Source organism: Cellulomonas soli (genome assembly GCF_052036975.1).
Lineage (GTDB): Bacteria > Actinomycetota > Actinomycetes > Actinomycetales > Cellulomonadaceae > Cellulomonas > Cellulomonas soli_A.
This window is the reverse complement of sequence record NZ_JBQIAR010000003.1, coordinates 25,718-50,298: the sequence shown is the minus strand read 5'-3', so window position 1 is coordinate 50,298 and position 24,581 is coordinate 25,718. Positions and strand designations below refer to the sequence as shown.

Below are 24,581 nucleotides of genomic sequence, written 5' to 3'. Positions count from 1 at the left end.
TCCGGTCCGCCGGACCAGGGGAGGCCGTCACGGTGCAGCGCCGCGGGGCAGCGATGCGCGGCGCGGTCGTCCGGTGGGTCGACCCGCTGGTCCTGCTCATCGTCGGCGCCCTGCTGCTCGGCCTCCTTCTCCCCGTGCACGGGGCGGCCGCCGACGTGCTCGACCAGGTGCGCACCGGCGCGGTCGTCCTGCTCTTCTTCCTGTACGGCGCCCGCCTGCACACCACCGAGGTGCGGGCCGGTCTGCGCAACTGGCGGCTGCAGGGCTCGATGCTGGTCGCCACCTACGTCGTGTTCCCCCTGCTCGGGCTGGCCGTGCAGCTGCTGCCCGACGCGGTGCTCTCGCCCGACCTGCGCACCGGGATGCTGTTCCTGTCGGTGCTGCCCTCCACGGTGCAGTCCTCGGTGGTGTTCACCTCGATCGCCCGCGGCAACGTGGCCGGGGCGATCACGGGGGCGACGGTCTCGAACGTGCTGGGCATCGTGCTGACGCCGCTGATGGTCGGTCTCCTGCTGGGCCGGGCGGGGGTGTCGGCCGGCGGCTCGCTGGGGGCCACGCTGCTGCAGCTGCTCGCGCCGTTCGCCGCCGGGCAGGTCGCCGAGCGGTGGATCGGCGGCTGGGTCCGGGCGCACCCTCACCTGCTCAGGTTCAGCGACCGCGCCACGCTGCTGCTGGTCGCGTACACCTCGGTCAGCCAGGCCCAGGTCTCCGGGGCCTGGTCGCACGTCACGTGGGGGGTGCTGGCTGCGCTCGCGGGGGTCTGCGCGGTGCTGCTGGCCCTGATGCTCGCCCTCACCTGGCGTGCCGGTGCGGCGCTCGCCCTGCCGTACCCGGATCGCGTCGCCCTGCTGATGTGCGGGTCGAAGAAGTCGCTGGCCACGGGCCTGCCGATGGCCTCGGTGCTGTTCTCCCCGGTGGTCGCCGCGAGCGTGGCCCTGCCCGTGGTGGTGTTCCACCAGCTGCAGCTGGCGACCTGCGCCGTCGTGGCGCGCCGCCTGGCCGACCGCACGGCCCCGGGTGTGTAGGTTTCCTCCGACGTCCCTGCGAGCCAGTGAGGTGTCCGTGCCCGAGATCGCCGTGGTCCCACGGCCTGTGTCAGCCACGGCGCTGCCCGGCGGCCCGTTCGTCATCGCACCGGGCACCCCGGTCCTGGTCGACCCGAGTGCCGAGCTGGTCACCGTGGCGGTGCTGGCCGCGGACCTGGTGGGGCGCCTCATCGACGGCCCGGTCGAGGTCCGCCACCACGAGAGTGGTGTCGTGGGCGCGATCCGGCTGCGGCTGAGCGAGACGCTGCCCGCCGGGGACGAGGCGTACCGGGTCGTGGTGGGCCGGTCGGGCGTGCTGGTCGAGGCGCGGACGGCCGCCGGTCTGGTGCACGGGGTCGTCACGGTCCGCCAGCTCGCCCGGCACGCCACGGACGGCACCGTGCAGGTACCGGCGGTGCACGTCGAGGACGCGCCGCGGTACGCGTGGCGGGGGCTGTCGCTCGACCTGGCCCGGCACTTCTTCGGTCCGGCGGAGCTGCGGCTCGTGGTGGGGCTGCTCGCGCACTACAAGCTCAACGTGCTGCACCTGCACCTGACCGACGACCAGGGGTGGCGGCTGGAGATCCCCTCACGTCCGCATCTGACGGAGCGGTCCTCGGCGAGTGCCGTGGGCGGGGGACCCGGCGGGTTCCTCACCGCGGCCGAGTTCGCCGACCTGGTGGCCTACGCGCAGGTGCGCGGGGTGACGGTGGTGCCTGAGATCGACGTGCCGGGGCATGTCAACGCCGCGCTGCACGCCTACGGCGAGCTCACGCCCGACGGTCGGGCGCCGGACGCCTACACGGGGGTCGAGGTGGGTTTCAGCCGGTTGCACGGCGACCTGCCGGCGACCGCACCGTTCTTGGCGGACGTGCTGGGCGACGTGGCCGCGATGACGGCGGGTCCCTGGGTGCACATCGGTGGCGACGAGGCGCTGACGATGGACCGGGCCGAGTACGCGCGGCTGGTGACGCAGGCGGCGCAGGTCGTGCGTGCGCACGGCAAGCAGGTGGTCGGGTGGCAGGAGATCGCGCACGCCCCGCTGGAGCCGGGCGCGGTGGTGCAGTACTGGGACGACCGGGTCGGTGCGCGTGCGGACCGGGACGCGGTGGTCGCGGCGGCCCGTGCGGGGGCCCACGTGCTCCTCTCGCCGGGGCAGCACACGTACCTCGACATGGTCTACGACGCCTCGACCCCGCTCGGGCAGGACTGGGCGGGTGCGATCGAGCTGCGCGACGCGTACGAGTGGGAGCCGTCGACCCTGGTGCCGGGGCTTCCCCCGGAGCAGGTGATCGGGGTCGAGGCCGCGCTCTGGACCGAGACGTTGGCGACCCTGCCCGAGCTCACGCAGATGCTGCTGCCGCGCCTGGCGGCGGTGGCCGAGGTCGCGTGGACGGCCCCTGAGCGGCGCGACTGGGACGGGTTCCGCGAGCGTGTCGCCGGGCAGGGTGCGTTCTGGGACCGGCTCGGGCTGAGCTGGTACGCCAGTCCGCAGGTGCGCTGGCTCCGCTGAGCCCTGCGGGCAGGCCGGTCAGCGGCGACCGGTGCCGATCACACCCACGACGGCAGCCACATGTGCGCGTGCCAGAAGTCGTAAGGCACGATCCACGCCGTCCAGATCGGGTAGAAGAACGCGCTGACGCCCACCACGAGCCCGAGGAACACCCCGACCCAGATGATCGCCGCCCGCCGACCGCGCTGCGAGCGCGCGTCGGGCGTGCGTGGCCCGACGACCAGCCCCAGCACGTACGTGAGCGTGAGCACCACCCACGGCGTGAACGCGATCGAGTAGAACGTGAAGATCGTGCGGTGCGCGTACAGGAACCACGGCAGCCACCCGGCGGCGATGCCTGACAGCACGGCCCCGGCCCGCCAGTCGCGGAACCGCAGCAGCCAGACGATCGCGACGAGCACCGCGGCCGAGGCCGCCCACCAGATCACCGGGTTGCCCATCGAGGTGATGGCCTGCGAGCAGGCGGAGGCGCCGCACGCGTCGACCGCCTGCTGCCCGGTGAGCCCGGAGACCTCGGTCGGGTAGAAGTACGACGTCGGTCGCCACTGCACGATCCAGCCGAGCGGGTGCGCCGCGTAGGCGTGCTCGGAGGTGAGCGTGGTGTGGAACTGCCACATGTCGGTGTGGAACTTCCACAGCGAGCGGGCGGCGGGCGGCAGCCACGAGACGCCCTCGCCGGGGTGCTGCGCGGCCCACTGGCGCAGGTACCCGTCGCTCGAGGCGAACCACGACCACCACGTGGCCACGTAGACCGCCCCGGCGATGAGCACCGTCGAGACGCCTGCCACGATGCCGTCGCGTCGGATGCCTGCCCACACCCAGGGGCGCACGCCGACAGCCCGGCGTGCGGTGAGGTCCCACAGCACGCTCATCAGGCCGAACACGGCCAGGAAGTACATGCCCGACCACTTGGTGCCGATGGCCAGACCGAGCAGCACCGCGGCGGCCAGCCGCCACCAGCGCCAGCCCAGGCGGGGGCCCAGACCCAGGGGTCGGCCTTCGTCCAGCAGCACGGCGGTGCGGTCGGCGAGCCGCCGTCGCGCCTGGTCGCGGTCGATGAGCAGGGCACCGAAGGCCGCCAGCACGAAGAACATGAGGAACGGGTCGAGGAGGCTGATGCGCGAGTGCACGATCGCCTCGCCGTCCACGGCGAGCAGCAGGCCCGCGACGGTGCCCAGCGCGGTCGAGGCGAACAGCCGCCGTGCGATCCGGGCGGTCATCAGCACCGCGAGCGTCCCGCACACGGCGGCCGAGAGGCGCCACGCCGCCGAGCTGTCGACGCCGCCTCCGAGGTGCATGCCCAGGGCGATCATCCACTTGCCCACGGGCGGGTGCACCACGTACTCGGCGACGACGCCCAAGGAGCTGGTGTCGCCCGCCTCGAACGCCGGGTTGGGGTCGTCGCCCCACTGGGCCTCGAAGCCCCGCGCCAGGAGCGAGTACGCCTGCTTGACGTAGTACGTCTCGTCGAAGACCAGCACGTGCGGGCGGCCCAGGTCCCAGAACCGCACCAGGCCACCCAGCAGCGTGACCGCCAACGGCCACAGCCAGCCGAGCAGGCGGGCGCGCGGCGTGGCGTCCAGCGCCAGCCGGTCGTCGCCGAGCAGCCGGCTCAGCAGACGCTGGCGCGTCGCCCCGGGCTCGGTGTCGCGCGGGTCGTCGTGCGGGTCCGTGGGACCCGGGGCGGACGAGGGCTCCGGACGCGGGTCCGGGCTCGTGGCGGTGGGCTCGTCGTCGGACGTGGGCGGCACGGGGTCATCGTAGGGGCGGGGCCCGTGGGAGGCTGGCGGGATGAGTGCTCCGGTCGGCCGCCTGGTGCTGGCCGCAACCCCCATCGGTGATGTCGAGGACGCCTCGGCCAGGCTGCGCCGCCTGCTGGCCGAGGCGGACGTCGTCGCTGCGGAGGACACGCGCCGCCTGCGGGCGCTCGCCGCGCGCATGGGCGTCGAGATCGGTGGGCGCGTGGTGAGCTACCACGAGCACAACGAGGCCGAGCGGGCCGGTGACCTGCTCGAGGTGGTCGCCGGTGGCGGGACGGTCCTGGTGGTCACGGATGCGGGGATGCCGGCGGTGTCGGACCCGGGCTTCCGGGTGGTCACGGCTGCCGTGGCCGCGGGTCTTCCCGTCACGGCGGCCCCGGGGCCGAGTGCGGTGCTGACGGCGCTGGCGCTGTCGGGGTTGCCCACCGACCGGTTCTGCTTCGAGGGTTTCGTGCCGCGCAAGGCGGGGGAGCGTGCCCGCGCGCTGGCCGACCTGGCCGCCGAGCGGCGCACGATGATCTTCTTCGAGGCGCCGCACCGCGTGGGTGACCTGCTGGCCGCGATGGTCGAGGCCTTCGGCGCCAAGCGACCCGCCGCGGTCTGCCGAGAGCTGACCAAGACGTACGAGGAGGTCCGCCGCGGTCCGCTGGTCGACCTGGCGCAGTGGGCGACGGGTGAGGTGCGCGGCGAGATCGTCGTGGTGGTGGGTGGCTCCGAGCGTGGGGCGGGCCTGTCGTTGCCGGACCTGGTCGCCGAGGTGCTGGCCCGCTCGGACGCGGGGGAACGCCTCAAGGACGCCGTGGCGGACGTGGCGGCCAGCGCCGGCATCGGCAAGCGGGACCTGTACGCGGCGGCCCTGGCGGCCCGCAAGGGCTGAGGCGCGGGCCGCCGTCCGGTCGGCTGCCGGTGGTGACCTGCCCGCTCACCTAGGATCGGCACCATGTCCCGCATCCTGTCGGCCGTCGCGTGGCCCTACGCGAACGGCCCCCGCCACATCGGTCACGTCGCCGGCTTCGGTGTCCCCTCGGACGTCTTCTCCCGGTACATGCGCATGGCGGGTCATGACGTGCTGATGGTGTCGGGCACCGACGAGCACGGCACGCCGATCCTGGTGCAGGCCGAGCAGGAGGGCGTGGCCCCGCAGGAGCTCGCCGACCGGTACAACCGGGTCATCGTCGAGGACCTGACGGCCTTGGGGCTGTCGTACGACCTGTTCACGCGGACCACGACGCGCAACCACTACGCGGTCGTGCAGGAGATGTTCCGCACGGTGCACAAGAACGGCTACATGGTCGAGCAGTCGACCATGGGTGCGATCAGCCCGTCGACGGGCCGCACCCTGCCCGACCGCTACATCGAGGGCACCTGCCCGATCTGCGGCTACGACGGCGCGCGCGGTGACCAGTGCGACAACTGCGGCAACCAGCTCGACGCGATCGACCTGATCAACCCCAAGAGCCGCATCAACGGCGAGGCCCCCAAGTTCGTCGAGTCGACGCACTTCTTCCTCGACCTGCCCGCGTTCGCCGACGCCCTGGGCGCCTGGCTGCGCACGCGCGGCGACTGGCGGCCGAACGTCCTGAACTTCTCTCTCAACCTGATCGACGACATGCGCCCGCGGGCCATGACGCGTGACATCGACTGGGGCATCCCGGTGCCGCTGGAGGGTTGGGAGGACAACCCGAACAAGCGGCTGTACGTGTGGTTCGACGCGGTCATCGGCTACCTGTCGGCATCGGTGGAGTGGGCTCGCCGCACGGGTGACGCCGAGGCGTGGCGCGCGTACTGGAACGACCCCGAGGCCCGCTCGTACTACTTCATGGGCAAGGACAACATCACGTTCCACTCCCAGATCTGGCCGGCGGAGCTGCTCGGCTACGACGGGAAGGGTGCCAAGGGTGGTGCGCCGGGCGTCTTCGGCGACCTGCAGCTGCCCACCGAGGTGGTCTCGAGCGAGTTCCTGACCATGGAGGGCAAGCAGTTCTCCTCCTCGCGCGGGGTGGTCATCTACGTGCGTGACATGCTGGCCCGCTACCAGCCGGACGCGCTGCGGTACTTCATCTCGGTGGCGGGCCCGGAGAACCAGGACGCGGACTTCACCTGGGCGGACTTCAAGCGCCGCACCAACGACGAGCTCGTGGCCGGCTGGGGCAACCTGGTCAACCGCACGGCCAGCATGATCCACAAGAACTTCGGTGAGATCCCCGCCCCGACGCAGGTGCAGCCGGTCGACGCGGCGCTGCTGGAGACGACCGGTGCGGCGTTCGGCCGGATCGGCGAGCTGGTCGGCACGCACCGGCACCGTGCGGCCGTCGGCGAGGCGATGCGGGTGGTGCAGGAGGCCAACCGGTACATCTCCGAGACGGAGCCGTGGAAGCTCACGGCGGACCGCGAGCGCCTGGCCACCGTGCTGCACACCGCCGCGCAGGCCGTCACCGACGCGAACACGCTGCTCTCGCCGTTCTTGCCGCACTCGGCGCAGAAGGTGCACGAGGCGCTCGGGGGCACCGGTGACGTCTCGCCGCTGCCGCGCATCGAGGAGGTCACCGACCTGGACGACGCCTCGCGCGCCTACCCGGTCATCACCGGCGACTACCGGCTCGGGGACACCGTCCGGGCGTGGGCGTCGACCCCGGTGGTGCCCGGTGCGCCGGTCGCCAAGCCGACGCCGGTGTTCACCAAGCTCGACGACGCGATCGTCGAGGAGGAGCTCGACCGGCTCCGCGAGGCCTGAGCGGGTGGGGCGCAACCGGTCGAGGGACCGCGGCTGGCCCGTGCTGCCCGAGCCGCTGCCGGTGCCGGTGGTCGACGACCACACGCACCTGGACGCGGTGCTCGGTGTGCGTGCCCCGGGGTGGGTGCGGGACGCGGACGGCGCACCGCTGGACTCCCCGCACCCGGACGCGGCCGAGCTGGGCGCGGCGGTCGCGGCACCGTCCGTGCAGGACCACCTCGACCGGGCCGCGGCCGTCGGGGTCACGCGCATGGTGCAGGTCGGCTGCGACCTGGATGCCGTGGCGTGGACCGTGGCCGCTCTCGACGCCCATCCCGTGCTGCTGGGCGCGCTGGCCATCCACCCCAACGAGGCCGTGCTGCACGCCGGCGTGCACGAGATCGCCCCGGACGGCCTGGAGCCGGACCCGCAGGACCGGCACCGCATCGGGCTCGACGACGCGCTCGCCGCGGTGGCCACAGCGGCCCGGCACCCGCGGGTGCGGGCGATCGGTGAGACGGGCCTGGACCACTTCCGGGCGGGGGAGCGCGGCCGCGCGGTGCAGGTGGAGGCGTTCCGGGCGCAGGTCGCGCTCGCCAAGGAGCTCGGGCTGGCGCTGCAGATCCACGACCGCGACGCGCACGCCGAGGTCGTCGAGGTGCTGCTCGCGGACGGTGCCCCCGAGCGTACGGTGTTCCACTGCTTCTCTGGCGACGCGGCCATGGCGCGGCTCGCGGTGGAGCACGGGTGGTTCTGCTCGTTCGCGGGGCCGGTGTCGTTCCCTGCGAACGACGAGCTGCGCGCCGCGGTGCGGGAGGTCCCTGCGTCGTTGCTGCTCGTCGAGACCGACGCGCCGTACCTGACGGTGCACCCGCACCGTGGTCGCCCGAACGCCCCCTACCTGCTGCCGGGCACCGTGCGAACCGTCGCGGAGGTCACCGGACGTCCGCTCGAGGACGTGTGCGCGCAGGTCTCGCGCGTCGCCGAGCAGCTGTACGGGCCGTGGTGAAACTCACCGGACGTTCCGGACACCGGCTACCCGCTCACGTCACGGATCGGTTACGGTCGGTGCGACCTGCCTGCCTCCGGCCGACCGAAGGACCCACCGCGTGACTGCCGCCGAACCCGCTGCGACCACTCGTCGCAGCGCCCGTCGTGCGGCGCAGCAGGCGGCCGTCGTCCCGCTCTCGCGGGGTGCGCGCCTGCGCCGGCTGGCCGCCCAGGGGGCTGTCCTCGGTGTCGTGGTCGGTGCCACCAGTGCGTTCACGGTGCTGCACAAGGAGGTCACGGTCGACGTCGACGGGCGGGCCGTCGTCGTCGAGGGCTTCGGACGCACGGTCGGTGACGTGCTGGCCGGCGCGGACATCGACGTGAGCGAGCGCGACCTGGTCGCCCCGGCGCCCTCCGAGCCGGCGGTGCGCGGCGGGCAAATCGTGGTGCGCCACGCACGGCAGATCGACGTGGAGGTCGACGGGTCCGAGCAGACCGTGTGGACCACCGCGCTGACGGTCGGTGAGGCCGTCGACAACCTGGGCCTGCGTGACTCCGACGTGCGGCTGTCGGCCTCTCGCGGTGAGTCCCTGGGCCGCGAGACGATCCGGGTCTCGACGCAGAAGACCATCCACCTGGCGGTCGACGGCCAGATCATCGACGGTGTGAGCAGCTCCGCCACGGTGCGTGACGCGCTCAAGGACATCGGCCTGGTGCTCGAGGAGGGCGACCATGTCTCCGTCCCGCTGGATGCCACGGCCGTCGACGGGCTCGTCGTCCTGGTCACGCGTGCCAGCAGCACCGGCGAGACGGTGACCGAGGCGGTGCCGTTCGAGACCCAGGAGGTCGAGGACCCCACGCTCGTGAAGGGCACCACGAAGGTCAAGACCGCGGGCAAGGCCGGGTTGCGCACCTCGACGTACGAGCTGCAGGTCGTCAACGGCGTGGTGGTCGGGCGGACGCTGCTCACCTCGGTGGTGACCACCGAGCCGGTGGCCCAGGTGGTGCGCGTCGGCACGGCCGAGCTGCCCGACCCGAGCGTCGTGGCGGTCGAGCCGGGCACCGCGCAGGCCATCGGCAAGGAGCTGGCGGCCGCGCGTGGCTGGGGGGACGACCAGTTCGCCTGCCTGCTGTCGCTGTGGAACAAGGAGTCGGGCTGGCGCGTCACCGCGGAGAACAAGTCCTCGGGTGCGTACGGCATCCCGCAGGCGTTGCCCGGGTCGAAGATGGCCTCCGCCGGCGCCGACTGGCAGACCAGTGCGTCGACGCAGATCACGTGGGGTCTGGGGTACATCGCCGGGCGGTACGGCGACCCGTGCGGCGCGTGGGCGCACTCGGAGGCCAAGGGCTGGTACTGAGCCCTCGTGCGGGTGCAGGGCCGCGCCCCGGGCGTGCGCCGGTGGTCCGGTGTGGCGTCATTCACCCTCCGGTTGCCTTGGCACATCGGTCACGATCGGGTTACGGTCGCGTGCCGCTCTTGACGAGAACGGGTTCGACACACCAGTCGAGCTGACCGATCTCGGTGCGGCGCGGTGGCCGTGCCCGGTTCGCGGGACAGGCCGCCACGACGGCCGGATCAGGGATCCGGACCGGCGGGGGTCACCTCCCTCCAGGTGACCGGACGTGCGACCCGAACCCGGGCACGACCCGGGGGACGAACCACACCTGTCGGGTGCCCTGCGGGCACGACCGCTCCCTGTGCCCGGGCACCTCGACGTCTGGAGCCTCGTGCCCTTCTCGCCCCGCACCCGCGGTCCCCTCACGCCCACACGCCCCACCTCCGAGTCGGGCGGTGCGTCGCGCCCCCGGGACCACCGGTCCGGGCGTGGACACGCCGGCCCCCGTGCCCCCCGTGCCTCCCGTGCTGTGCCCCTCGCGCTGCTGAGCGCAGCCGCCCTCGTCGTCTCCGGCGCCGGCGTCGCGTTCGCCGACGCGCACAAGACCGTCACGCTCGACGTGGACGGCACCGTCGTCACCCTCGACACGTTCGCCGGCTCGGTCGACGGTGTGCTCGCCCAGCGCGGCATCGACCTCGGCACGCACGACACGGTCGCCCCTGCCGGTGCGCTCGACGACGGCGCCACGATCGTCGTGCGCCACGGCCGCACGATCGTCGTGTCCGCCGCCGGCGAGGAGCGCACCGTGTGGACCACCGCGCTGACCGCCGACGAGGCGCTCGAGACGCTCGACGCGCGCACCGGTGGCCTCTCCCTGGTCGCCTCGCGCTCGTCCGGCGGCCGGCCCGAGCTCGCGCTGGACCTGACGCTGCACGGTTCCGCGGAGGTCCTCGTCGACGGCACGGTGCTCGAGACCCCCGACGGCGACGTGCGCGTGGCCGACGTGCTCGACGAGCTCGGCGTGACGTTGGGCGAGCTGGACACCGTACGGGTGCAGCACAGCGCCCAGGGTCGCGTGCAGGTCGTCGTGCAGCGGGTCCTCGTGCAGGATGTCACCACGACCAGCGAGGTCGCGTACGCCTCGGTGTCGGAGGACGACGCGAGCCGGTACGTCGGCACCACCAAGGTCGTCACCGCCGGTGTACCGGGGGTGCGCACGGTCGTCGACCGTGTCACCACCGTCGACGGCGTGGAGACCGCACGCACGACGCTGTCCGACACGGTCACGCAGGCCCCGGTCGACGAGGTCGTGGCTGTCGGGACCAAGGTGCGCCCGGTGGCCACCGCCCCCGCGAGCGGCTCGTCCTCCGCGGCCCCGGGGCCGATCGCGGCGGGTGGCGGCGCCGACTCGCTGAACTGGGCGGCGCTGGCCGCGTGCGAGTCGGGCGGCAACCCGACCATCGTGTCGAGGAACGGGCTCTACCACGGGCTGTACCAGTTCTCGGTGGGAACCTGGCAGGCCGTCGGCGGGGCAGGCCTGCCGTCCGCGGCCTCGGCCGACGAGCAGACCGCACGGGCCAAGATGCTCTACAACCGGTCAGGTGCCGGGCAGTGGCCGCACTGCGGCCCGCGCCTGTTCAGCTGACATACCCTCGGGGTCATGTCCGTGACGTCCCTGCTCGGCCCCGCCCAGATCCGCGAGCTCGCGGAGCAGGCGGGCATCCGTCCGACCAAGACGCTCGGCCAGAACTTCGTCATCGACGGCGGCACGGTCCGCAAGATCGTGCGCCAGGCCGATGTGGTGGACGGTGAGCGGGTCGTCGAGATCGGCCCCGGCCTGGGCTCCCTGACCCTGGGGCTGCTCGAGGCCGGGGCCGACGTCGTCGCCGTCGAGATCGACCCGGTGCTCGCACGCCTGCTGCCCACCACGGTCGCCCGGTACCTGCCGGGTCTGGAACGCCTGGACGACGAGCCGACCGCCGACGGGGCGCCCGTGGTGCGCCTGCGTGACGCGCAGGGGCGCGACCGGCTCACCGTGGTGCTCAGCGACGCCCTCGACGTGCACGTGCTGCCCGGGCCACCGCCGACCGCCCTCGTGGCCAACCTGCCCTACAACGTCTCGGTGCCCGTGCTGCTGACCTTCCTCGAGCGGTTCGCCTCGCTGGAGCGGCTGCTCGTCATGGTGCAGGCCGAGGTGGCCGACCGCATCGCGGCGCCCCCGGGCAGCCGCACGTACGGCGTGCCGTCCGTCAAGGCGGCCTGGTGGGCGGCGGCCCGCCGCACCGCGACCGTCGGCCGGTCCGTGTTCTGGCCGGTGCCCAACGTCGACTCGGCACTGGTCCGCCTGGACCGCCGTGAACCGCCGTCGGCCGGCGCGGCACGCGAGGACGTCTTCGCGGTGGTCGACGCCGCGTTCGCCCAACGGCGCAAGATGCTGCGCTCGGCGCTGGCCGGGGTGGCCGGTTCGGCCGAGCAGGCCGTGGCGGCGATCGCCGCCGCGGGTGTGGACCCGCAGGCGCGCGGCGAGACCGTCGACGTCGAGGGGTTCGCCCGGGTGGCCGCGCACCTGGTCGCCACCGGGGTCACGTTCGGTGACAGGTCGCACCGGGCTCGACCTGGCACAGTGGGCGCGTGACACTCACGCGCCTCGACGTCGTCCCGGACCGGGAGGTGCGTGTGCGTGCCCCCGGGAAGGTGAATCTCTCGCTGCGGGTCGGCCCCCGCCGCTCCGACGGCTACCACCCGCTGTCCACCGTGTTCCAGGCGGTCTCGGTGCACGAGGACGTCGTGGCGACCCCGTCCCCGGACGTGCGGCTGACCGTCTCCGGCCCGCAGTCCGAGCTGGTGCCCACCGACGAGACGAACCTCGCCGTGCGCGCCGCGCGTGCGTTGGCCGCCCGGGCAGGCATCGAGGACGGGGTGCACCTGCACCTGCACAAGGGCGTCCCGGTGGCCGGGGGCATGGCTGGGGGCTCGGCCGACGCCGCCGCGGCGCTGGTGGCCTGCGATGCGCTCTGGCACACGGGTCTGAGTCGCGAGGACCTGCTCGAGCTGGCGGCCGACCTGGGTTCCGACGTGCCGTTCTCGATGACCGGGCACACCGCCGTCGGCTCCGGGCGCGGTGACCTGCTGACCCCGGTGCTGGCGCGGGGCGAGTTCCACTGGGCGTTCGCCGTGCAGGACCGTGGCCTGTCGACCGCGGCGGTGTACGCGGCGTTCGACGACCTGCTCGGTGACGACGCACGCGACCCCGACCCGCAGGACGACCTCGCGCTCATGCAGGCGCTGCTCGCCGGTGACGCGATCGCACTGGGTGCCGCGCTGCACAACGACCTGCAGCCCGCCGCGCTGGCCCTCGACCCCGGGCTGGCCGAGCCGCTGACCGTCGCCCGCGAGACGGGCGCCCTGGGGGCCGTGGTCTCCGGGTCCGGCCCGACCGTCGCGGCCCTGGCGCGCAGCCGCCAGCACGCCCTGGTGATCGCCGCGGCCTTCACCGCCTCCGGGGTCGCCGACTCGGTGCTGACCGCCGTGGGACCCGTCGCCGGGACCCGGGTGGTCAGCGGGGCCGACCAGGCCGGGTAGCCTGCACGCTCGATGGCTCACCTGCTCGGCGCGGACCGCGTCACCCTCACCCTTGGCACGCGCACCCTCCTCGACGGCATCAGCCTCGGCGTCGACGACGGGATGCGCGTCGGGGTCGTCGGCCCCAACGGTGCCGGGAAGTCCACGCTGCTACGCGTGCTGGCCGGGCTGCAGGAGCCGGACGACGGACGGGTCACCCGGTCCGGGTCGGTCCGGGTCGCCGTGCTGGACCAGCGCGACGACCTGCCGGCCGGCCGCACCGTGCTCGAGGCGGTGCACGCGGGTGCGGACACGCACGAGTGGGCGGTCGACGCCCGGATCCGCTCGGTGCACACCGGCCTGCTGTCCGACCTCGACCTGGCTGCGGACGTCGCCACGCTGTCGGGCGGTCAGCGCCGCCGGGTGGCCCTGGCCGCGCTGCTCGTGCGGGACGACGAGGTGCTCGTGCTCGACGAGCCGACCAACCACCTGGACGTCGAGGGTGTGGCATGGCTCGCGGCGCACCTGTCGGCCCGGTACGCGCGCGGTGGCGGGGCGCTGGTGGTCGTGACGCACGACCGGTGGTTCCTCGACGCGGTCTGCACCCGCACGTGGGAGGTGCACGACGGTCAGGTCGACCAGTACGACGGCGGGTACGCCGCCTACGTGCTGGCCCGGGCCGAGCGCGCGCAGCAGGCGGCCACCGTGGAGACCAAGCGCCAGAACCTGCTGCGCAAGGAGCTGGCCTGGCTGCGCCGCGGCGCCCCCGCGCGGACCTCCAAGCCGCGGTTCCGGCTGGACGCCGCCGCCGCGCTGATCGCCGACGAGCCGCCCCCGCGCGACAACCTCGAGCTGACCCGCATGGCCACCGCGCGCCTCGGCAAGGACGTGCTGGACGTCGAGGGCGTCACGCTGACGTTCCCCGCGCACGACGGCGGCCCGGACCGGGTGCTGCTCGACGACGTCACCTGGCGGTTGGGTCCCGGCGACCGGGTCGGGCTCGTGGGTGTCAACGGCGCCGGCAAGACCTCGTTGCTGCGCCTGCTCACCGGCCGGCTGCAGCCGACGTCGGGGCGGGTGAAGCGCGGCAAGACCGTGCAGGTCGCCGAGCTGAGGCAGGACGTGGAGGACCTCGACGAGCTGGCCGACCTGCGGGTCGTCGAGGTCGTCGAGCGCGAGAAGCGGTCCGTGGTGGTCGGCGGCAAGGAGCTGACGGCCTCGCAGCTCGTCGAGCGGCTGGGGTTCACCCGCGACCGCGCGCGCACGCCGGTGCGGGACCTGTCCGGCGGGGAACGGCGGCGCCTGCAGCTGCTGCGCCTGCTGGTCGGCGAGCCGAACGTGCTGCTGCTCGACGAGCCCACCAACGACCTGGACACCGACACGCTGGCCGCGCTGGAGGACCTGCTCGACGGCTGGCCCGGCACCCTGATCGTCGTCTCGCACGACCGCTACCTGCTCGAGCGGGTGTGCGACCGGCAGATGGCGCTGCTGGGCGACGGCGCGCTGCGTGACCTGCCCGGGGGTGTCGAGCAGTACCTGGAGCTGCGGGCCGCCGCGATCGCCGCCGGACCCGCCGTGGCCTCGCCCGGCACCCCGACGCCGACGGCCGGTGCACCCGACGCGCCACCGGCCGGTGCCGCGTCCGACGAGCCGCCCGCGCCGAGCGCAGCCGACGTGCGTGCCGCCCGCAAGGAGATCGCGCGCGTCGAGCGGCGTCTGTCCCGCATCGCCGCGCAGGAGGCCGAGCTGCACGCGCGGATGGTCGAGCAGGCCACCGACCACCAGGCGGTGACGGCCCTGGACGCCGAGCTGCGGGCGTTGGCCGCCGAGAAGGACGAGCTGGAGATGGTCTGGCTGGAGGCGTCCGACATCGTCGGCTGATCAGCCGACGGTGTCCCGCCGGGCGTGCACCAGGGCCAGCTGGCTGCACGCCGCCATGACGACGAGCCCGCCCAGCACGACCAGCAGCGGGGCCGTCCAGGTGTCCGTCGCCGAGTGCACGGCGCCCATCACGCTGGGTCCGAGCGCGGCGCAGCCGTAGCCGACGGTCTGCACGGTCGCCGACATGCGCCGGGCGGCCGCCTGCGAGCCCGCGGACTGCGCGACGACCGTGAAGATCACCGCGAAGTTGCCGCCCTGCGACGTCCCCGCCAGCGCGCACCACACGGGCCACGCCTGCGGTGCGAGCAGCAGGCCGAGCGGCAGCACCACCCAGCCGAGGGCGATCGCCGACGAGACGACCCGCACGGGCACGTGCCGCCCGAGCGCGAGCGGCACCCCGACGCCGCCCAGCACGCCGAACAGCTGGAACAGCGCGGCGGCCGCCCCGGCCGAGGCCTGCTCGAGGCCGAGCCGGTCGTGCAGGATCACCGGCAGCCAGGCGCTGATCGCGTAGTAGCCGAACGCCTGACCGCTGAACGCGATCGCCAGCAGCCACGTCACGGGCCGTCGCAGCACGTGCACGGCCGCGGGGGCCGTGGGCTGCCCGTCGGGGCCGCGCAGCTCGGCCGCAGCGCCCACCACCGGGGTCTCACCGGGATCGCGCACACCGTAGGCGCGCAGCCACACGGCGGTCGCTCCCACCGCCATCACACCCCACACGGCCAGCGCCCAGCGCCACCCGACGACCGCCGCCAGCGGTGCGGTCAGCAGCGTCGTGAGCACCGAGCCGACGTTCAGCGCCGCCGTGTACAGGCCGGTGACCCGGGGCACCTGGTGCGGGAAGTCCCGTCCGATGAGCACGGGTACCGCGACGTTGCCGACGGTGATCGCCAGGCCGATCAGCGCCGTGCCGACCAGTGCCGTGCTGAACCCGCCGACGGAGCGCAGCACGGTGCCCAGCAGCACGGTCGTCAGCGAGGCGGTGACCATCGCGGCCGTGCCCGCACGCGCCAGCAGCACGGAGGCCAGCGGCGTGCCGATCGCGAAGCACAGCACGGGGATGCCGGTCAGCAGCCCGGCGCCGGCCGGGCTGAGCGCAAGGTCGGCGCTCACGTCGCCCACCACGGGCGCCAGGGCCGTGATGGGGGCCCGCAGGTTCAGCGCGTAGAGGAGCACCGCCGACAGCGCCAGCCCTCGTGCCGCGTCACCGGCGTAGCCCGCGGGGCTGACCGGGCTGACGGGGCGGCCGGACGTCACGGGGAGTCGAACGGTGCGACGACCTCGCGCAGCAGGGCCGCGAGCCGGTCGCGGTCCTCCTCCTGGAGGTCACCGAGCAGACCACGCTCCACGTCGAGCAGGTCACTGAACGCCGCGTCGACCCGGGCCAGACCCTCCGCGGTGAGCTGCACGAGCACCCCGCGTCGGTCGTCCGGGGACGGCAGCCGCCGCACCAGACCGTGCTCGACGAGCCGGTCGATGCGGTTGGTCATGGTGCCGCTGGTCACCAGCGTCTGGGTCAGCAGGGCACCGGGGGACAGCTGGTAGGGCGTCCCGGCACGCCGCAGCGCGGACAGGACGTCGAACTCCCACGTCTCCAGCCCGTGCCGGGCGAACGCGCTGCGCCGGGCCAGGTCCAGGTGCCGGGCGAGCCGGCTGATGCGGGACAGGACGGTCAGGGGCAGCACGTCGAGGTCGGGGCGCTCGCGCTGCCAGGCGAGGACGATCCGGTCGACCTCGTCGCGCGCGCCACCCTCGTCCGGTGCCGCTCCTGCTGCCATGCCGAGAGATTACTCGACATCAACACAAGGTCCTGGGACCTGCGGGCTCCTCGGGTCAGGTCTCCCGGTTCAGGGCCGGGCGCCGCTCCAGGCCCACGAGCCCGTTCCAGGCCAGGTTGACCAGGTGCGCGGCGACGTCGGTCTTCTTCGGGCTGCGCGCGTCGAGCCACCACTGACCGGTGAGCGCGACCATGCCGACGAGCATCTGCGAGTACATGGGTGCGGTGCGCGGGTCCAGGCCCTGCTTCTTGAACTGGTCGGCCAGCAGGTGCTCGACCTGCGTGGCGACGTCGCCGATGAGGCTGGAGAACGTCCCGGTGGCCTGCGCGACGGGGGAGTCGCGCACCAGGATGCGGAACCCGTCCTCGGAGTTCTCGATGTAGCTCAGGAGCACCAGGGCCGTGCGCTCGAGCAGCACCTTGGGGTGGCCGCCACCCTCGAGGGCTCCGGTCAGGGCGCCGGTCAGCGCCTGGATCTCGCGGTCCACGACCACCGCGTACATGCCCTCCTTGCCGCCGAAGTGCTCGTAGACGACGGGCTTGGACACCTCGGCCCGCGCCGCGATCTCCTCGACGCTGGTTCCCTCGAACCCCTTCTCGGCGAAGAGCCGCCGGGACACGTCGAGCAGCTGGGCGCGGCGCTGCACCGCGGTCATGCGCGAGCGGGACGTGCGCTTGGTCTCGGTGGCCACGGTCCCATCATGCCGTGCTGCTGCTGGCAGACTGGCTGCCTCGCGTGCGCACCCCTGGGGCCGGGCACGCGGTCCGCCCTGGTGTAACGGCAGCACACAGGCCTTTGGTGCCTTGAGGTCCGGGTTCGAATCCTGGGGGCGGAGCAGCGGGGGGCAGGCCACAGCACGGACGCCGGGGCGCAGGTGCCCAGGTGCGTGACGTGCGTCACCGGCGCCCGGGTCGTCCGGGTGAGTGGTCCGTGACCGGCGGTAGAGTGCACCTGCGCACGATCCGCCGCCCGGTGACGGGCAGATCCGCGAGGAGCAGCCTCAGGTGACCACCCCTGGCACCCACCGTCCAGCCGCCGTCATCGTCCTCGCCGCAGGCGAAGGCACCCGGATGCGCTCGTCCACCCCGAAGGTCCTGCACGGGCTGGGTGGTCGGTCCATGCTCGGCCACGCCCTCGCGACCGCCCGGGCGCTGGAGCCGGCGCGCGTCGCGGTCGTGGTGCGCCACGAGCGGGAGCGGGTCGCCGAGCACGCCCGTGTGCTCGACCCCCAGGTCCTGCTCGTCGACCAGGACGACATCCCCGGCACGGGGCGCGCCGTCCAGGTCGCGATGACCGCGCTCGATGCGGCCGCCCAGGCCGGAGCGGCCAGCGCGGGCGACGGTCCGGGCGTGGTCGGCTCCGCTGCCGGCGCCGCGCTCACCGGGGCGGTCGTGGTGATCGCCGGCGACGTGCCGCTGCTCGACCCGGGCACGCTCACCGAGCTGCTGGCCGCCCACCACGCGGACGGCAACGCGGTCACGGTGCTCACCACCGAGGTCGAGGACCCGACCGGCTACGGCCGGATCCTGCGCGAGCCGGGCAGCGGTGACGTGCTGGGCATCGTCGAGGAGAAGGACGCCGACGACGAGCAGCGCACCATCACCGAGATCAACTCCTCGATCTACGTCTTCGACGCCGACGTGCTGCGCAGCGCGCTCGGTCGGCTCGACCAGGACAACGCGCAGGGCGAGGTGTACCTCACCGACGTGCTCGCGATCGCCCGTACCGACGGAGGCCACGTGCGCGCGCTGCGCACGGACGACCCGTTCGCGGTCGAGGGCGTCAACGACCGCGTGCAGCTGGCGGTGCTGCGCGCCGAGCTGAACCGCCGGATCCTCGAGGACTGGATGCGGGCGGGCGTCACGGTCGTCGACCCGGCGACCACCTGGGTCGACGTCGACGTGGACCTGGCCCCCGACGTCACGCTGCTGCCGGGCACGCAGCTGCACGGTGCGACGGTCGTCGCCTCGGGTGCCACGATCGGCCCCGACACGACCCTCACGGACGTCGAGGTCGGTCCCGGTGCCACCGTGGTCCGCACGCACGGCTCGCTCGCCGTGATCGGCGCGGACGCCAGCGTCGGCCCGTTCGCCTACCTGCGCCCGGGCACCGTGCTGGGTGAGCACGGCAAGATCGGCACGTTCGTCGAGACGAAGAACGCGACGATCGGCACGGGCTCCAAGGTGCCGCACCTGTCGTACGTGGGTGACGCGACGATCGGCGAGCACACGAACATCGGTGCCGCCTCCGTCACGGTCAACTACGACGGCGTGAACAAGCACCGCACCACGATCGGCTCGTACGCCCGCACGGGGGCCGACAACATGTTCGTCGCCCCGGTGACCATCGGTGACGGGGCGTACACCGGCGCCGGCAGCGTGATCCGCCGTGACGTGCCGGCCGGTGCGCTCGCGGTCAGCGCGGCCCCGCAGCGCTCCATCGAGGGGTGGGTCGCCCGTGCGCGGGCCGGCACGCCTGCTGCCGAGGCGGCGGCCCGGGCCGGCGGTCGGCGTGAGGAGTCGGAGCTGTCCCCGCAGGCGCGCGCCGAGCGCGAGCGTGCGGCCACCGCGGCGTCGGGGATCCCCGTCACACCGCCCCCTGTGCTGCCGGACCAGCCGGCACCCTTGCCCGACCCCGCCCCCCGGTCTGCCGGGACCGACCCGAAGGACCTCGCCCGATGACCGGGATCGTCTCCAACGACGGCGAGAAGCGTCTCGTCCTCGTGTCCGGCCGTGCTCACCTGGACCTCGCCGCCGATGTCGCCCGTGAGCTCGACATCGACCTTGTGCCGACCACCGCGTACGACTTCGCCAACGGGGAGATCTACACCCGTTTCGGGGAGTCGGTGCGTGGCTCGGACGCGTTCGTCCTGCAGTCGCACGCCTCGCCGATCAACCAGTGGATCATGGAGCAGCTGCTCATGGTCGACGCACTCAAGCGTGCGTCGGCGAAGACCATCACGGTCGTCGCCCCGTTCTACGGCTACGCCCGGCAGGACAAGAAGCACCGCGGTCGCGAGCCGATCTCGGCCCGCCTGCTGGCCGACCTGTTCCGCACCGCCGGCGCCGACCGCCTGATGAGCGTGGACCTGCACTCGGCGCAGATCCAGGGCTTCTTCGACGGCCCGGTCGACCACCTGTGGGCGATGCCGATCCTCACCGACTACGTGCGCACGCGCGTCGACACCTCCAACGTGGCCGTCGTCTCCCCGGACGCCGGGCGCATCCGGGTGGCCGAGCAGTGGGCGGCCAAGCTCGGCGGCAGCCCCCTGGCGTTCGTGCACAAGACCCGCGACATCCGCACGGCCAACAAGTCGGTCGCGAACCGGGTGGTCGGCGAGGTCGAGGGGCGCACATGCGTGCTCGTCGACGACCTCATCGACACGGCCGGCACGATCGCCGGTGCTGTGCGCGTGGTCATGGAGGCCGGTGCCAAGGACGTCATCGTGGCAGCCACGCACGGGGTCCTGTCGGAGCCCGCGAGCGAACGCCTGCAGGAGTGCGGTGCGCGTGAGGTGATCGTCACGGACACGCTGCCGATCGCCGAGGAGGCCCGGTTCCCGCAGCTGACCGTGCTGTCCATCGCCCCGCTGATCGCCCGCGCGATCCGTGAGGTGTTCGACGACGGTTCGGTCACGTCGCTGTTCGACGGCCAGTCCTGACCGCAACCGTGCGCCGGGACCTCACGGCCTGAGGTCGCCTGAGCCCGCTCGCGCCGCACGTGCGTGAGCGGGCTCACGCACGTCCGTGCACCTGGACGGGACAGCGGGGTTGGGGCGGCGCCCCGGTGCGGGTAAGATCGTCAGGTTGCCTCGGCGAGGGACGTCGGACGGTCCACCCGTGAACCGCGGGAAGACCCCCACGCTCCGTGATCGACTGGGCGGATGCCTCCGCGTGCCCGTCCTGCGCCCCGCGTCGAGGCCACCCGTCTCTGAGTCGCCATCACCATCACCGCTCGGTCTGCGCCCTCCGCAGCCGCGATCTTCTGGGAGTCACCGTGTCTGACGTCAAGCTCGCCGCCACCACCCGCACCGAGTTCGGCAAGGGCGCCGCCCGCCGTCTGCGTCGCGCCGACCAGATCCCCGCCGTCCTCTACGGGCACGGTGCCGACCCGGTGCACGTCGCGCTCCCGGGCCACGACACGATGCTGGCGCTCAAGCAGTCCAACGCGCTGTTCGAGATCGAGCTCGACGGCAAGGTCACGCTCACGATCGTCAAGGACGTGCAGCGCGAGCCCGTCAAGAACGTCATCGAGCACGTCGACCTCCTCATCGTGAAGAAGGGTGAGAAGGTCCAGGTCGAGGTGCCCGTGCACATCGTGGGCGAGTCGTACTCGGGCACGATCCACGTCGTCGAGACCCAGGCGCTGACCCTCGAGGCCGAGGCGACGCACCTGCCGCAGGCCGTCGAGGTCTCCATCGAGGGCCTGCGCGGCGGTGCCACGGTCGTCGCCGGCGACGTGACCCTGCCCGCCGGTGCCACGCTGGTCACCGACGCGGACACCACCGTCGTCGCGATCTCCGTGCCGCACGCCTCGGCCGACGACCTGGCCGCCGACGAGGCCGCCGCGTCGCTCGCCGCCTCGCAGTCGGCCGCCGCGCACGCCGAGGTCTGATCCTCCGCGACCTCAGGGTCGCCCACGCCGACGCCCGGTACCGTTCCGACGGTGCCGGGCGCTGTCGTCTGCGCCGACCGGTGGGTTCCACGGCCCCGCGGCCCGCACGTCAGGTCGCCCGACCGCCCGACCCGCCCCGACCCACGCCTGACCCGGCCCCGCGGCCGTGGCGGCACGACCTGCAGGAGTGAGGCATGAGCGAGCGTCCCTGGCTCGTGGTGGGGCTGGGCAACCCCGGTCCGCAGTACGCCGGGAACCGGCACAACGTCGGCCAGATGGTGCTGGACGAGCTGGCCCGTCGCACGGGCAGCACGTTCGGCGCCCGCGCCGGCGGCCTGCTGTCGCGTCGGCCGCAGGCGGTCGTCGCCGAGGCGCGTCTGGGCACCCTGCCCGGTGGGGCACCCGGTCCCCGGGTGGTCCTGGCCAAGCCCACCACGTACATGAACGTCTCCGGCGGTCCCGTGGTCGCGCTGGCGCGCTACTTCGACGTGCCGCCCGAGCAGGTCGTCATGGTGCACGACGAGCTGGACATCCCGTTCGCCGACGTGCGGCTGAAGATCGGGGGAGGCGAAGGCGGTCACAACGGGCTGCGCGACACCACCAAGGCCCTCGGCACCAAGGACTACGTGCGGGTGCGCGTGGGCGTGGGTCGCCCCCCGGGTCGCATGGAGGCGGCGGACTTCGTGCTGCACGACTTCGCCAAGGCCGAGCTCAAGGACCTGCCGTGGTTGGTCGACCGTGCGGCGGACGCCGTCGAGGCGGTCGTGGGCGAGGGGCTGGAGAAGGCGCAGCTGCGGTTCCACACCAAGGCCTGAGCGCAGCCCTGCGCGCACGTCGGAGCCGCTCTCACGCAGTTCTCACCCGCGTCCGGCGCCCCGATGCCCCCATCGGGTGATACATGGGGTGAAAACGGACAAACGGTGCATACATGGTGCACCTGGCGGCCATAGCCTCCGAGCGGAGACACACACCGCATTCGGGGGGATGCCCACCATGACGATCCTGGACGACCAGAGACGGGCTGCCGGTCAGCCCGTGGCGCCCAGTACGCCTGACCTCGTGATCGACCGCACGGTCGACACCGACGAGCTCGAGGCGCTCGCCGCCGACCGTCGCCGCACCGCTGCGGGCCCGCGCCTGTCGTGGGCCTCCGCGCAGCCCTTCGTGCGCCGGACCCGGCCCGAGGCGCCCGGCGAGAACCAGGTGCCGGGCTGGCGGGTGCTGGTCGGCGGCTACGTGCGCCGCGCGCTGCTGCTCGACACCGTGGCTGCCGTCGGCGCCGGGGTGCTCGTCGCAGTCGTCGCGGCGGCATCGGCCACGACGCTGACCTGGCTCGCCGTCACCGCCGCTGCGCTGCTCGTCCTCGTGGCCGTCTTCCGGGGCTACGACCGCCGTTCCGTCGGCAACGGGCCCGCCGAGTTCCAGGCCTTGCTGCGGGCCGGGCTGAGCGCCGCGGCGTTCGTCGCGCTGGCCAGCGTCGCGCTGGGGGTCACCCTGCCCCGACTGCCGGTCGGTGCGTTCCTGCTGCTGGTCACGCCGGCGGCGGCCCTCGGTCGTTACGTGCTGCGTCGACGGCTGCACGGGCGTCGGCACGAGGGTGTGGCGATGGCCCGCACGCTCGTGGTCGGCGACGCCGCCTCGGCGCACCGCCTGGTCACCGACCTGCGCAACGCCTCGCACCACGGCTACCGGGTCGTGGGCCTGTGCCTGCCGTCCGTGGACGCCACCCCGCCGCAGGACGGCGTGCCCACCCTGGGTGCCTACGCCGACGTGCCCCAGGTGGCCTACGACCAGCGGATCGACGTGGTGATCGTGACCGGGGGCGACCTCGCCGGGGACGCGTTGCGTCGCCTGTCGTGGGCCTTGGGTCGGGTCGGTGCGGACCTGGTCGTCGAGCCGGGTCTGGTCGAGGTGCTCGGCCCGCGCCTGCAGCTGCGGCCGACGGCAGGTCTGACCCTGCTCGAGGTCGAGACGGCTCCGCCCGGTGGGCGCCTGATCGCCAAGTCCGTGCTGGACCACGCGCTGGGTGCGCTCCTGCTGCTGGCGGCTGCGCCCGTGATCGCCGCGGCGGCGCTGGCCGTGCGGCTCAGCAGCCCGGGCCCGGCCTTCTACCGGCAGACGCGCATCGGTGTGGACGGCCGTCGGTTCACCATGTGGAAGCTGCGCAGCATGTACGTGGACGCCGACGCGCGTCGCGCCGCGCTGCTCGCCGACTCCGACCGCGACGGCCTCATGTTCAAGATGCACGACGACCCGCGGGTCACGAAGGTCGGCCGGGTGCTGCGCCGCTACTCCGTCGACGAGCTGCCCCAGCTGTGGAACGTGGTGCGCGGCGACATGTCGCTCGTCGGGCCCCGTCCGCCGCTGCCGGTCGAGGTCGACGCGTACCGGGACCAGGTGTTCCGCCGGCTGCGCGTGCGTCCGGGGTTGACGGGTCTGTGGCAGGTCAGCGGGCGTGCCGACCTGTCGTGGGACGAGTCGGTCCGCCTGGACCTGCGCTACGTGGACAACTGGTCGGTCGCCATGGACCTGCTGATCCTGTGGAAGACGGGCCGCGCGGTGCTCGGTTCGTCCGGCGCCTACTGACGCGTGGCGGCGCGTGCCGACGCGTGGTGGGCGGTCCGCCGTCAGCCGGTGGTCTCGACCAGGCGGAGCGTCCCGTCCTGCTCGACGTAGAGCTCACCGGTGACGGGGCACACCCACGTGCGGACCTGGGCGTCGGTGTCGTCGCCGGGCCGGGGCTCGAGCGGGGTGCCTGCCCGGCCCACCCAGCGCAACCGTCGTGCCGGCACCCCGGCCACGAGTGCGTGGTCGGGGACGTCGGTCGTGACGACGGCGCCGGCCGCCACCAGTGCCCACCGACCGATCGTCACGGGGGCCACGCACACCGCCCGGGCGCCGATCGAGGCGCCTTCGCGGACGGTGACGCCGACCGCGTGCCAGTCGTCGGCCGACTTCAGGGTGCCGTCGGGGTTGACGGCCCGCGGGAAGTAGTCGTTGGTGAACACCGCTGCCGGCCCGACGAACGCGCCGTCCTCGAGCACCGCGGGCTCGTACACCAGGGCGTGGTTCTGGATCTTGCAGCGGTCGCCGACGACCACGCCCGGCCCGACGTAGGCGCCGCGACCGATGATGCAGTCGCGGCCGACCTGGGCGTCCTCACGGACCTGCGCGAGGTGCCACACCTTGGTTCCGGCGCCGACGGTGGCGCGCGGGTCGACGTCGGCGCTCGGTGCGATGGTGGCAGCAGGCTCGGTCACGGGGTCCTCCGGTCGGCAGGTGCGGGCGGCGCTGTGGCGCGCAGGTGGTCGCATGCGCGGGCGCACCTGATTGTGCCGGGGTGGGCCGTGCGCGTCGACGGCGCGGTGCCACCCTCACCCGCTCGCCGTCCGGCGGCTGGGCGGGGCGG

General features: G+C 73.6%; 20 protein-coding genes and 1 tRNA gene. 16 read left to right on the top strand and 5 right to left on the bottom strand.

The window, feature by feature from the left end:
• Window positions 1–53: 53 nt before the first annotated feature.
• Window positions 54–1,025: a bile acid:sodium symporter family protein gene (locus tag ACTHAM_RS04165; protein WP_440684656.1), complete on the top strand. Its 972-nt coding sequence runs from the start codon at window positions 54–56 to the stop codon at window positions 1,023–1,025.
• Window positions 1,018–2,538: a beta-N-acetylhexosaminidase gene (locus ACTHAM_RS04160; protein ID WP_440684654.1), complete on the top strand. Its 1,521-nt coding sequence runs from the start codon at window positions 1,018–1,020 to the stop codon at window positions 2,536–2,538. The genes ACTHAM_RS04165 and ACTHAM_RS04160 overlap by 8 nt, the downstream gene beginning before the upstream one ends.
• 38 nt (window positions 2,539–2,576) lie before the next feature.
• Here ACTHAM_RS04160 and ACTHAM_RS04155 read toward each other — a convergent pair whose 3' ends face one another.
• Complete coding sequence (locus ACTHAM_RS04155) at window positions 2,577–4,289, bottom strand: dolichyl-phosphate-mannose--protein mannosyltransferase (RefSeq protein ID WP_440684652.1); 1,713 nt, start codon at window positions 4,287–4,289, stop codon at window positions 2,577–2,579.
• A 40-nt stretch (window positions 4,290–4,329) separates the two neighbouring features.
• Here ACTHAM_RS04155 and rsmI point away from each other — a divergent pair, with 40 nt between their 5' ends.
• From rsmI to ACTHAM_RS04115, 8 genes are all read left to right on the top strand, one after another.
• Window positions 4,330–5,175 (top strand): 16S rRNA (cytidine(1402)-2'-O)-methyltransferase, encoded by an 846-nt coding sequence (gene rsmI, locus ACTHAM_RS04150; protein WP_440684650.1) that lies wholly within the window; start codon window positions 4,330–4,332, stop codon window positions 5,173–5,175.
• Window positions 5,176–5,238: 63 nt separating this feature from the next.
• The gene (gene metG, locus ACTHAM_RS04145) at window positions 5,239–7,032 is read left to right on the top strand and encodes a methionine--tRNA ligase (protein WP_440684648.1); all 1,794 of its coding nucleotides are present in this window, start codon (window positions 5,239–5,241) and stop codon (window positions 7,030–7,032) included.
• Window positions 7,033–7,072: 40 nt separating this feature from the next.
• The gene (locus ACTHAM_RS04140; protein WP_440684646.1) at window positions 7,073–8,020 is read left to right on the top strand and encodes a TatD family hydrolase; all 948 of its coding nucleotides are present in this window, start codon (window positions 7,073–7,075) and stop codon (window positions 8,018–8,020) included.
• Window positions 8,021–8,120: 100 nt separating this feature from the next.
• Window positions 8,121–9,359 carry a ubiquitin-like domain-containing protein gene (locus ACTHAM_RS04135; protein WP_440684644.1) on the top strand — a complete coding sequence of 413 codons (1,239 nt, stop codon included), beginning with the start codon at window positions 8,121–8,123 and terminating at the stop codon, window positions 9,357–9,359.
• A gap of 508 nt (window positions 9,360–9,867) precedes the next feature.
• Window positions 9,868–10,983 carry a transglycosylase family protein gene (locus tag ACTHAM_RS04130; RefSeq protein WP_440684642.1) on the top strand — a complete coding sequence of 372 codons (1,116 nt, stop codon included), beginning with the start codon at window positions 9,868–9,870 and terminating at the stop codon, window positions 10,981–10,983.
• Window positions 10,984–10,998: 15 nt separating this feature from the next.
• Window positions 10,999–11,973: a ribosomal RNA small subunit methyltransferase A gene (locus ACTHAM_RS04125; RefSeq protein WP_440684640.1), complete on the top strand. Its 975-nt coding sequence runs from the start codon at window positions 10,999–11,001 to the stop codon at window positions 11,971–11,973.
• The gene (locus ACTHAM_RS04120) at window positions 11,970–12,920 is read left to right on the top strand and encodes a 4-(cytidine 5'-diphospho)-2-C-methyl-D-erythritol kinase (protein WP_440684638.1); all 951 of its coding nucleotides are present in this window, start codon (window positions 11,970–11,972) and stop codon (window positions 12,918–12,920) included. Before ACTHAM_RS04125 ends, ACTHAM_RS04120 begins: the two co-directional genes overlap by 4 nt.
• A 12-nt stretch (window positions 12,921–12,932) precedes the next feature.
• Window positions 12,933–14,780 (top strand): ABC-F family ATP-binding cassette domain-containing protein, encoded by a 1,848-nt coding sequence (locus ACTHAM_RS04115; RefSeq protein WP_440684636.1) that lies wholly within the window; start codon window positions 12,933–12,935, stop codon window positions 14,778–14,780.
• Here the strand turns inward: ACTHAM_RS04115 and ACTHAM_RS04110 are convergent, their stop codons facing one another.
• Genes ACTHAM_RS04110 through ACTHAM_RS04100 form a run of 3 tightly spaced genes read right to left on the bottom strand, consistent with a single transcriptional unit; the run spans window position 14,781 to window position 17,213 of the window.
• Window positions 14,781–16,037 (bottom strand): MFS transporter, encoded by a 1,257-nt coding sequence (locus ACTHAM_RS04110; RefSeq protein ID WP_440684634.1) that lies wholly within the window; start codon window positions 16,035–16,037, stop codon window positions 14,781–14,783.
• A complete protein-coding gene (locus ACTHAM_RS04105; protein WP_440684632.1) occupies window positions 16,034–16,558 on the bottom strand; it encodes a MarR family winged helix-turn-helix transcriptional regulator in 525 nt (174 codons plus the stop codon). The genes ACTHAM_RS04110 and ACTHAM_RS04105 overlap by 4 nt, the downstream gene beginning before the upstream one ends.
• Window positions 16,559–16,613: 55 nt before the next feature.
• Window positions 16,614–17,213, bottom strand: a complete 600-nt coding sequence (locus ACTHAM_RS04100) for a TetR/AcrR family transcriptional regulator (protein WP_440685087.1) — start codon at window positions 17,211–17,213, stop codon at window positions 16,614–16,616.
• 108 nt (window positions 17,214–17,321) lie between these two features.
• Here ACTHAM_RS04100 and ACTHAM_RS04095 point away from each other — a divergent pair.
• From ACTHAM_RS04095 to ACTHAM_RS04070, 6 genes are all read left to right on the top strand, one after another.
• Window positions 17,322–17,393 (top strand) — tRNA-Gln (locus tag ACTHAM_RS04095).
• A 169-nt stretch (window positions 17,394–17,562) separates the two neighbouring features.
• On the top strand, window positions 17,563–19,239 hold the full coding sequence (gene glmU, locus ACTHAM_RS04090; protein WP_440684630.1) for a bifunctional UDP-N-acetylglucosamine diphosphorylase/glucosamine-1-phosphate N-acetyltransferase GlmU: 1,677 nt from the start codon (window positions 17,563–17,565) through the stop codon (window positions 19,237–19,239).
• The gene (locus ACTHAM_RS04085; RefSeq protein WP_440684628.1) at window positions 19,236–20,219 is read left to right on the top strand and encodes a ribose-phosphate diphosphokinase; all 984 of its coding nucleotides are present in this window, start codon (window positions 19,236–19,238) and stop codon (window positions 20,217–20,219) included. Before glmU ends, ACTHAM_RS04085 begins: the two co-directional genes overlap by 4 nt.
• A 335-nt stretch (window positions 20,220–20,554) precedes the next feature.
• The gene (locus tag ACTHAM_RS04080) at window positions 20,555–21,172 is read left to right on the top strand and encodes a 50S ribosomal protein L25/general stress protein Ctc (protein ID WP_440684626.1); all 618 of its coding nucleotides are present in this window, start codon (window positions 20,555–20,557) and stop codon (window positions 21,170–21,172) included.
• 194 nt (window positions 21,173–21,366) lie between these two features.
• Window positions 21,367–21,987 (top strand): aminoacyl-tRNA hydrolase, encoded by a 621-nt coding sequence (pth, locus tag ACTHAM_RS04075; RefSeq protein ID WP_440684624.1) that lies wholly within the window; start codon window positions 21,367–21,369, stop codon window positions 21,985–21,987.
• A 178-nt stretch (window positions 21,988–22,165) separates the two neighbouring features.
• Complete coding sequence (locus ACTHAM_RS04070) at window positions 22,166–23,758, top strand: sugar transferase (RefSeq protein ID WP_440684621.1); 1,593 nt, start codon at window positions 22,166–22,168, stop codon at window positions 23,756–23,758.
• Window positions 23,759–23,799: 41 nt separating this feature from the next.
• Here ACTHAM_RS04070 and ACTHAM_RS04065 read toward each other — a convergent pair whose 3' ends face one another.
• A complete protein-coding gene (locus tag ACTHAM_RS04065) occupies window positions 23,800–24,432 on the bottom strand; it encodes an acyltransferase (RefSeq protein WP_440684619.1) in 633 nt (210 codons plus the stop codon).
• Between the last annotated feature and the right edge of the window lie 149 nt (window positions 24,433–24,581).

Excerpts from the sequence above, each read along its gene's own strand:
- metG (WP_440684648.1), top strand. The coding sequence starts at position 5,239 with ATGTCCCGCATCCTGTCGGCCGTCGCGTGGCCCTACGCGAACGGCCCC.
- ACTHAM_RS04100 (WP_440685087.1), bottom strand. The coding sequence starts at position 17,213 with ATGACCGCGGTGCAGCGCCGCGCCCAGCTGCTCGACGTGTCCCGGCGG.
- pth (WP_440684624.1), top strand. The coding sequence starts at position 21,367 with ATGAGCGAGCGTCCCTGGCTCGTGGTGGGGCTGGGCAACCCCGGTCCG.
- ACTHAM_RS04125 (WP_440684640.1), top strand. The coding sequence starts at position 10,999 with ATGTCCGTGACGTCCCTGCTCGGCCCCGCCCAGATCCGCGAGCTCGCG.
- ACTHAM_RS04165 (WP_440684656.1), top strand. The coding sequence starts at position 54 with ATGCGCGGCGCGGTCGTCCGGTGGGTCGACCCGCTGGTCCTGCTCATC.
- ACTHAM_RS04085 (WP_440684628.1), top strand. The coding sequence starts at position 19,236 with ATGACCGGGATCGTCTCCAACGACGGCGAGAAGCGTCTCGTCCTCGTG.
- ACTHAM_RS04070 (WP_440684621.1), top strand. The coding sequence starts at position 22,166 with ATGACGATCCTGGACGACCAGAGACGGGCTGCCGGTCAGCCCGTGGCG.
- ACTHAM_RS04115 (WP_440684636.1), top strand. The coding sequence starts at position 12,933 with ATGGCTCACCTGCTCGGCGCGGACCGCGTCACCCTCACCCTTGGCACG.
- rsmI (WP_440684650.1), top strand. The coding sequence starts at position 4,330 with ATGAGTGCTCCGGTCGGCCGCCTGGTGCTGGCCGCAACCCCCATCGGT.
- ACTHAM_RS04105 (WP_440684632.1), bottom strand. The coding sequence starts at position 16,558 with ATGGCAGCAGGAGCGGCACCGGACGAGGGTGGCGCGCGCGACGAGGTC.